This window comes from Microcoleus sp. LEGE 07076 (assembly GCF_015207455.1).
In the GTDB taxonomy this organism is placed as follows: Bacteria; Cyanobacteriota; Cyanobacteriia; order Cyanobacteriales; family Microcoleaceae; genus Microcoleus.
In genome coordinates this window covers 18,728-27,358 of record NZ_JADEWV010000076.1, presented here as the reverse complement: position 1 = coordinate 27,358, position 8,631 = coordinate 18,728, and the positions used below count along the sequence as shown (strand labels likewise).

Here is an 8,631-nt window from a genome sequence, read left to right as displayed (position 1 = left end):
AACCAACAGACTCGTCGTTCCCACCCCCAGCGGCCCCGCCACCTTTAACTACCCGCTAAATCAATCTGCATACAGCGTTTTCGGCTATATGTACGAGGGATTGATTAACGAAAACGGCTTGACATCGAAACTAGAACCCGGTTTAGCCCAGTCCTGGAAAGTCTCCAAAAATGGCAAAAAAATTGTCTTCACCCTGCGAGAGGGATTGAAATGGTCAGATGGCGAACCGATGACAACTGATGACATTATCTTCAGCTATGAAAAGATTTATTTCAATGACAAAATCCCTAGCGGTTTGAAAGATACCCTGAGAGTTGGCACGAGTCGCCAATTCCCAAAACTCAAAAAAATTGACAGCCGCCGCGTTGAATTTTCCGTTACAGAACCTTTTGCTCCTTTTATTAGATATGCTGGAGGAATTCCAATTTTACCAGCTCATATTTTACAAGAATCAGTCAGCAATACCGATGCTGACGGCAACCCCCAGTTTCTGACTACTTGGGGTACAAATACCGATCCGAAAAAAATTGTCGGTAACGGGCAATACCGAATGCTGAGTTATACTCCCAATCAGCGCGTGGTTTTGGAACGAAATCCGTATTTTTGGCGAAAAGATGCTGAGGGAAGTTCTCAGCCTTACATCCAGCAAATTGTCTGGCAAATTATCGAAAATACTGACAATCAACTGCTGAATTTTCGATCGGGCGATTTGGATACCTTGGACGTGCAGCCAGAGGTGTTTCCGCTGCTGAAACGAGAGGAAAAACGCGGCAAATATACGGTTTTTAACGGCGGCCCGGACACGGGTACTGTGTTTATGTGTTTCAATCTCAACAAGGGGCGCAACGCTCAAAACAAGCCGTTTGTAGACCCGGTTAAGTCTCGCTGGTTTAACAATCAGCAATTTCGGCAAGCAATTGCCTACGGCATCAACCGCTCCGCCATGACTAACAATATCTATCGCGGACTAGGCGAGCCGCTGCATTCCCCAATTCCGGCGCAAAGTCCGTTTTACTTGTCTCCCGAACAGGGATTAAAAACCTACAGTTACGACCCGCAAAAATCAAAAAACTTACTATTTAGTGCAGGTTTCAAGTATAATAGTAACGGCGAATTGTTGGATGCTGGTGGCAACAAAGTCCGATTTACTTTGTTGATAGCTGCGGGTAAAAAAGTGCGGGAACAAATGGCAACGCAAATTAAACAAGATTTGGGAAAACTGGGAATGCAAATTGACACGCAGTTCCTGAGTTTTAACACTTATGTGGAAAAGCTGCGTCTGACGCGGAATTGGGATACTTACCTCGGCGGTTTTACCGGAGGCACTGAACCGCACAGCGGCTACAAAATTTGGTCTGTCAAGGGGACTTTGCACAGTTTCAACCAGGGCCCGCAAGCCGGAGAACCGCCGATTAAGGGTTGGGAAGTCTACGGCTGGGAACAAAAAATCGATGACCTTTACGTGAAGGCTTCTCAAGAGCTTGATGAGGCGAAGCGCCAGCAGCTCTACGGGGAGGCGCAGGAGATTATATCGGAACAATTGCCTTTTGTTTATATGGTGAATCCGCTGACTTTTGAAGCGGTGCGCGATCGCATTTCGGGAATTCGCTATAGTGCGCTGGGCGGTGCTTTCTGGAATTTGTACGAACTGAAAATTACACAATAGTAAGCAGTTATTGGTTAGTTGTTATTGGTTAGTTGTTATTGGTTAGTTGTTATTGGTTAGTTGTTATTGGTTAGTTGTTATTGGTTAGTTGTTATTGGTTAGTTGTTATTGGTTAGTTGTTATTGGTTAGTTATTACTAACAACTGACAACTGACAACTGACAACTGACAACTGACAACTAACAACTGACAACTAACAACTGACAACTGACAACTAACAACTGACAACTGACAACTAACAACTAACAACTGACAACTAACAACTAACAACTAACAACTGACAACTAACAAATAACCAATTTTTATGGAACCTGAAATTTTACAAAAGTTACTCGAATCAGTGGCTGCGGGCGATGTTAGTCCCGCCGTCGCTTTGGACAAATTAAAGCATTTTGACTTTGAACAAGTCGGCGATTTTGCCAAAATTGACCACCACCGCACGTTAAGAACCGGTTTTCCTGAAGTCATCTGGGGCCCGGGGAAAACACCAGACCAAATTGTTGAAATTATCGAGGCGATGCGCGGGCGAAATTCTGCGGTGATGGCGACACGAATTGAACCGTTCGTTTTCGAGCAATTGCAACAAAAAATACCCGATTTGTGCTACTACCAAAAAGCTCGAATTTGTGCAATTTCTCCTAGTTCCCCAACTTTGCGACATCCGGGTACTGTGACTGTCATATGTGCGGGAACGGCGGATTTGCCTGTAGCCGAAGAGGCGGCTGTGACTGCGGAACTTTGCGGTTTTGAAGTGCGGCGTTTGTGGGATGTGGGAGTTGCTGGCATTCATCGCTTGCTGAGCAATCGGCACGTGATTGCTGATGCTGATGTGTTGATTGCGGTTGCGGGTATGGAAGGTGCTTTGGCGAGTGTGGTTGCGGGTTTGGCGGATTGTCCGGTGATTGCTGTGCCGACAAGTGTGGGTTACGGCGCGAGTTTTGGCGGGATTGCTCCTCTTTTAACTATGTTGAATTCTTGTGCGGCTGGTGTGGGTGTGGTGAATATTGATAACGGGTTCGGGGCGGCGATTTTGGCTTGTCAAATTCTCAGAAGTGCTGGCCGAGTGGGGAGAATTTCTGAGTAGGAGAATCAGAGAGGGGGAGAATTGGAATCTTGTCTGGAGAAGTTTTTTTCTGAAGGTGGCGCGCTTTAGTTCAAAATTCAAAACTCTTCCCCCTCTGGGACATTCTCGCCTCTTTCTTCTGAGATCGAATCCGGTAGCATAGGAATTGTAAAATTCAGTCAACAGTCACTGACGCTGCAACCAAAATCGATATCATTCATCTGCGTTAATCTTTGTCTATCTGCCTGTATCTGCGGTAAAAAAAAGATAATTTCTTACCGCAGATGAGAATGGATTGACGCTGATTCGCGCAGATTCCAGAGAAGAGATATATGAATAATTCCGATGCTGACAGATTTGATATTACTTGCCTACGAGCCAACGTGGATAACCGCAAGAATCCTCAGCTTTCAACTTTTGCGCCTGATAGCTTTTGCTAGTCCAATTAGCTACTGTTTGCAGGTTTTCGATTAAACAACTTTCGCTGCCAAACGCTTCAAATCCCAAAGTCCACCACGGAGTGCCGTTAATGCTCAATTGAGTAACTTCGACGTTACAACCTTGGGGAACAGGGGCTTCTACAGGCACTGACATCAGGGAACCTGGGGCTGAAACTTGGTAAAGACGCAGCGCTCGCTTTTTCTTGACTCCCACCCACTTTCCTGTTGCCAGAATTTCCGTCGGTACGGGTGCTACCGTGTCGGCACAAACCCACTTCAGCCATTTTTCGGCTTTGCCTTCCCAGCGGTTGCCGAACTGCATCGCGCCTAACTCTGCCTGTCGCCATTTTACCTCTAAGGTTTTCCCGCGCAGCTTGATTCCCAAGTAGTCGCAGTCGGGTACGAGCAAATATATGTCTTCGCGCTCTTCTGGCGGGGACAGGTATCCTCCGAGACTCTCGCTGCCAAACCATTGCCCGATCGATTTTGGCAGCGCACCGCTATAAAACCACCGCATTTCCAGACTGGCCCGCATAACTTTTTCCTCCTTTCCACAATTTTTGTCAAACCCCAGTCTGGGATTTGCCACACACCATCAACTTTTGCGCCTCTCAACTCTATCCTCCCCCCCCTACGGGGTGGAGAGCGTACTCTCATGGGATTTGAGATTTGAGATTTGCGGATTGATGATTTGACAACTCCTCTGGCTCAAGGCAAGAGGATTCTTCGTTCACTGAGCAAAGACCTGACAAAAGCAGTGCCTTTGCTCGGTCTTATTCTTTCTCCAGAAGCTGTAGCGAGATGCCCTCCCGCCAAAAGTCGTACACCTTCATCTCTGATCTTTGTAGCGGCATTAATATCCCTGTCATGTATTGTTCCACAGTGACTGCATTGCCAACGACGAATATCTAAACTGGCTCTTTTGGATTTGTAGTAAAAATTGTATCTAAAAATACAAACATTTGACAATGAAATCGCCCAAATCCTTACCCTGATAGATATAAGCTCGATCGATCGCCCGATCGCCACCTGAGCCGTATGTATACAGTTGCATTTTTAGTTAAAACTAGGGTCAGATTAGGATATTTTAAAAAAAATTCACAGATCCTTTACATTTGTTCACAAGTCTGTTACATTTAGTTACAGTAGACCAAAAACAATTTTAGGAGACTGAGATGACTAACAGAGGCTTAATGCTGGACGACCAAGGCAAAATGAACAATTTTGCGATCGAGCCGACAGTATACATAGATGACGAACCCCGCACTGGCTTTACACCCTACGCAGAACGTTTAAACGGCCGCCTTGCCATGATTGGCTTTGTTTCTCTGTTGGCTTTAGAAGTTTCGACCAAGCACGGACTGATTAGCTGGCTAACTCACCTGTAACGATTTTGATAAAAATTAAACTGTACGGCTATGGCTCGCCAGCAATGCACAAACGGCGAGCCATAGCTTAATTATTTTGAGGGGAAGGTTTGGTGAGATAATTAAAATTAAATATTTTAGTGTTACCCTACCCGTAAAAATAATGCTCAAACGAATTGCGGCAATACTTCTGGTGGTTCTCAGCCTCAGTTTGACCGGTTGTGTGTCGAAAGTGACCGGACTCAAAAGCTACGTTGATACTGGCGATGGCTATCAATTTCTGTATCCTAATGGCTGGCTGCCGATCGCAGTTTCTAATGGACCTGATGTGGTGTTGCGCGACTTGATCCAGCAAACCGAGAATGTCAGCGTGGTCATCAGTCCAGTAGAGGGGGACAAAACTTTGGCGGATTTGGGAACGCCGACGGATGTGGGATACAAGCTGAGCAAAAATGCGATCGCCCCGACGGATTCGGGCCGCGAAGCTGAATTAGTCAGTGCAGAAGCTCGGGAATCGCGATCGAAAAACTATTACATTTTAGAATACGCCGTCAAACTCCCAAACCAAGAACGGCACAACTTAGCCAGCGTAGCCGTCAGCCGCGGCAAACTTTTTACGCTTAACGTTTCGACTACCGAAGAACGCTGGCCGAAGGTAAAAGAAGCTTTTGAAAAAGTCGTTAAGTCTTTCTCTGTTTATTAGGGAATTGGGAATTGGGCATGGGGCATGGGGCATTGTCAGTCTAAAATTCTTCCTTCTTCCTTCTTCCTTCTTCCTTCTTAACTTATGAAAAATCCAACTTTTGTATTGGCTTCAGCTTCCCCGGCGCGCCGCAGCCTGCTAAAAAGTGCTGGCATTCAAGCTGTGATTTGCCCCAGCGACTTTGATGAAGGGCAAATACAAATGAAGGATGCGACTAAATTAGTCCAGGTTTTAGCCGAGGGGAAAGCTGATGCTGTAGCTGAGTTTTTGCGGGCTAATTCTCATCCGCAAATTCCCAATCCCAAATCTTGTTTGGTGTTGGGCTGCGATTCAATTTTGGTGATTGATGGGGAAATTCATGGTAAACCGAAAGATGCGGAGGAGGCAATTTCCCGCTGGCAGCAAATGCGGGGTAAAGTAGGTGAATTATATACTGGTCATGCTTTAATTGATACTAGATTTGATGATTTCAATGAGGCAATGGATCGATCGATCGTTCGCTGTGAAGTTACAAAAGTTTATTTTGCCGAAGTTACCTCGCGTCAAATTGCTGCTTACGTCGCTACCGGAGAACCCCTGCAATGTGCGGGCTGTTTTGCACTGGAGGGTAAAGGCGGTTTTTTTGTAGACAAAATCGAGGGATGTCACACAAATGTGATCGGTTTGAGTTTGCCTTTGCTGCGACAAATGCTGGGCGAAATGCGATATGATGTGGCGGATTTTTGGTCTTGAAATGCAGAAAGTGGAAATGAATAAAATGGTTTGTAGTGAAGACTTTAGTCTTCAGAAAGAAGGACTAAAGTCGTGACTACGAAGGAGGAAGTGAGGTTTGTAGTGAAGACTTTAGTCTTCAGAAAGAAGGACTAAAGTCCTGACTACAAACCTACGAGGATTATCCAAGGGCGATCGCCCCGTCAGATACAGAGGTAAACTGAAGTTGAGAAGGTGACACATCTTTTACCAAACCCAAAATATTTCCGGTACTAGCCTCCCGAATCACCGTCGCCGTAATATTTACCACTCTAAAATCAGCAGTTCGAGGCTGTCCCGGAGGAAAAGGGCCACTGCTATCAAAATCTCTAGCATCGCCAACCGTCAAAAACCTTTCGCTCAAAATAATGTCATTTCGCGTCAACCCTCCAGCCAATCCAATTACATCACCTTGGGCCCGATTGTAGTCGAGAATAAAATCTGCGGGCACTTCATCTACTTGACCCAGAAAATTGCCCGCTGGACGTGGTTGTTCCGAACCAATTTCCCCCGAAGTTGCTCCCGATTCTCTGCGGAGGACAAACAAATCTGCACCTTCTCCTCCCCAAAGTTTGTCAATTCCAGCATCACCAATCAGAGTATCGTTTCCACTGTCTCCGACTAAATTGTCATTACCTTTACCCCCGCGAACAAAGTCATTTCCAGTGCCTCCATAAACGTAGTCATCACCTAGATTTCCATTGAGAATGTCGTTAGCGCAATCCCCATAAAGTATGTCAAAATCTTGACCGCCGCGAATAGTATCGCTGCCGCAACCTCCGATTAAAGTATCGTTACCGCTGTTCCCGTTCATCAGTTCCGCACCCCCTGAACCTCGGACAAAATCGTTGCCGCCCAAGCCCCGCAAACCGCCGGGAGTGTTGCGGAGGATTCCGTTAGCTAATTGAACGATATCGTCATTGACAGTAAGGTCAAAAAAGTTGGGATCGCTTCCGGGATTTGGCAAAGGTCCTGTGAGCAATCTGATGTTTGGGGGGTCGAGAATTATGGGGTCGGTGTTTTCAGCTAATGCTCTAATTTCTCCAATATTTGTTTCTAACATTTGAGGGTTTTCCTGTTTGATTGATTTTGTTGATTTTCTGATTTTAACAAAGGTTTGAATTAACAAATCTGCGTGAATCTACTGTTGAAAGAATCAAATTATTGTTACAATTGTCTGAAGCTTTTTGCAATAAATATGGATTATTGACACCGGGCAGCCCAAATCCGCAAATATTTTGAACTCTGCGCTAATAATTCTGGGGATCGCGTAATCTATTACCCGTCAGCAGTCAGTTACCTAAAACCTACTGAATGCTAATTGTCATCAAACCTTGAGTTAAGTCAGGAATCGTTAATATGCAAGACACTGCGATCGAATCTATTCAGGCCAGAGAAATCCTTGACTCTCGCGGCCGCCCCACCATTGAAGCGGAAGTTTATCTAGCCAACGGTGTTGTCGGGCTCGCCCAAGTGCCCAGCGGCGCGTCTACAGGCTCTTTTGAAGCCCACGAATTGCGAGACGGCGACAAAAACCGTTACGGCGGGAAAGGAGTCTTGAAGGCTGTTGCTAACGTCGAACACAAAATTGCCCCCGCTTTGGCTAATTTGGATGCGATCGACCAAGAATTAATCGATCGAACTATGATTGAGTTGGATGGTTCCCCCAACAAATCCAATCTCGGCGCAAATGCCATTCTCGGAGTCTCCTTAGCCACAGCAAAGGCAGCCGCCGAAACTTTAGGACTCCCCCTTTACCGCTACTTGGGCGGCACCTTGGCGAACGTTCTGCCCGTACCTCTGATGAACGTAATCAACGGTGGTTCTCACGCGGACAACAATGTAGACATTCAAGAGTTTATGATTGTGCCGGTGGGAGCACCATCTTTTAAGGAAGCTTTGCGCTGGGGAGCAGAAGTATTTGCTAGTCTAGCTAAAGTCTTGAAAGACAAAAATTTGCTGACTGGTGTTGGCGATGAAGGCGGTTTTGCTCCTAATTTAGGCTCGAATCAGGAAGCTTTGGATTTGTTGATGATGGCGATTGAAAAAGCTGGCTACAAACCGGGGGAACAAGTTGCTTTGGCTTTGGATGTTGCTGCTAGCGAATTTTATAAAGATGGGCAGTACACTTACGACGGTGTGGCTCATTCGCCGGCAGAATTAATCGATTATTTGGATGGTTTGGCTGGTCAATATCCGATCGTTTCCATTGAAGATGGTTTGCATGAAGACGATTGGGATAGTTGGGTGGCGCTGACTGAAAAATTGGGCAGCAAAGTTCAATTGGTGGGTGACGATTTGTTTGTAACTAATCGCACACGCCTCCAAAAAGGGATTGATTTGAAAGCGAGTAATTCGATTTTGATTAAGCTGAATCAAATTGGTTCTTTGTCGGAGACTTTGGATACGATCGACCTTGGCAAACGGAACAGCTATCGATCGGTCATCAGCCACCGTTCTGGTGAAACTGAGGATACCACCATTGCTGATTTAGCGGTAGCGACTCGGGCAGGTCAAATCAAGACAGGTTCTCTGTGTCGCAGCGAACGGGTGGCTAAATACAACCGCTTGTTGCGGATTGAGGACGAATTGGGCGATCGGGCGATATATGCTGGTGCGATCGGTTACGGGCCAAAGTAAAAT

Annotated in this window: 9 protein-coding genes; 6 read left to right on the top strand and 3 right to left on the bottom strand. The window is 46.0% G+C overall.

Annotated elements, in window-relative coordinates; translation table 11 throughout:
- Nucleotides 1–1,666, top strand: a 1,666-nt coding sequence (locus IQ270_RS14640) for an ABC transporter substrate-binding protein (protein WP_193973914.1), incomplete at its 5' end; no start/stop codon positions are given.
- Nucleotides 1,667–1,969: 303 nt separating this feature from the next.
- Nucleotides 1,970–2,749: a nickel pincer cofactor biosynthesis protein LarB gene (larB, locus tag IQ270_RS14635; RefSeq protein WP_193973913.1), complete on the top strand. Its 780-nt coding sequence runs from the start codon at nucleotides 1,970–1,972 to the stop codon at nucleotides 2,747–2,749.
- 342 nt (nucleotides 2,750–3,091) lie between these two features.
- On the opposite strand, the gene IQ270_RS14630 is transcribed toward larB, so the two are convergent.
- The gene (locus tag IQ270_RS14630) at nucleotides 3,092–3,703 is read right to left on the bottom strand and encodes a hypothetical protein (protein ID WP_193973912.1); all 612 of its coding nucleotides are present in this window, start codon (nucleotides 3,701–3,703) and stop codon (nucleotides 3,092–3,094) included.
- 173 nt (nucleotides 3,704–3,876) lie between these two features.
- Nucleotides 3,877–4,137 carry a transposase gene (locus IQ270_RS14625; protein WP_228056372.1) on the bottom strand — a complete coding sequence of 87 codons (261 nt, stop codon included), beginning with the start codon at nucleotides 4,135–4,137 and terminating at the stop codon, nucleotides 3,877–3,879.
- Nucleotides 4,138–4,343: 206 nt separating this feature from the next.
- Between IQ270_RS14625 and IQ270_RS14620 the strand changes: the two genes are divergently transcribed.
- The 3 genes from IQ270_RS14620 to IQ270_RS14610 all read left to right on the top strand — a co-directional run bounded on the left by IQ270_RS14620 (nucleotide 4,344) and on the right by IQ270_RS14610 (nucleotide 5,970).
- Nucleotides 4,344–4,556, top strand: coding sequence for a chlorophyll a/b-binding protein (locus IQ270_RS14620; RefSeq protein WP_193973911.1), 213 nt, complete (start codon nucleotides 4,344–4,346; stop codon nucleotides 4,554–4,556).
- Between the two features lie 142 nt (nucleotides 4,557–4,698).
- Nucleotides 4,699–5,238, top strand: a complete 540-nt coding sequence (gene psbP / locus IQ270_RS14615) for a photosystem II reaction center PsbP (protein WP_193973910.1) — start codon at nucleotides 4,699–4,701, stop codon at nucleotides 5,236–5,238.
- Nucleotides 5,239–5,322: 84 nt separating this feature from the next.
- On the top strand, nucleotides 5,323–5,970 hold the full coding sequence (locus IQ270_RS14610) for a nucleoside triphosphate pyrophosphatase (RefSeq protein WP_193973909.1): 648 nt from the start codon (nucleotides 5,323–5,325) through the stop codon (nucleotides 5,968–5,970).
- A gap of 160 nt (nucleotides 5,971–6,130) precedes the next feature.
- Here IQ270_RS14610 and IQ270_RS14605 read toward each other — a convergent pair whose 3' ends face one another.
- A complete protein-coding gene (locus tag IQ270_RS14605) occupies nucleotides 6,131–7,051 on the bottom strand; it encodes a calcium-binding protein (protein WP_193973908.1) in 921 nt (306 codons plus the stop codon).
- A 287-nt stretch (nucleotides 7,052–7,338) separates the two neighbouring features.
- Here IQ270_RS14605 and eno point away from each other — a divergent pair, with 287 nt between their 5' ends.
- Nucleotides 7,339–8,628: a phosphopyruvate hydratase gene (gene eno, locus IQ270_RS14600; protein WP_339384170.1), complete on the top strand. Its 1,290-nt coding sequence runs from the start codon at nucleotides 7,339–7,341 to the stop codon at nucleotides 8,626–8,628.
- Nucleotides 8,629–8,631 lie beyond the last annotated feature (3 nt).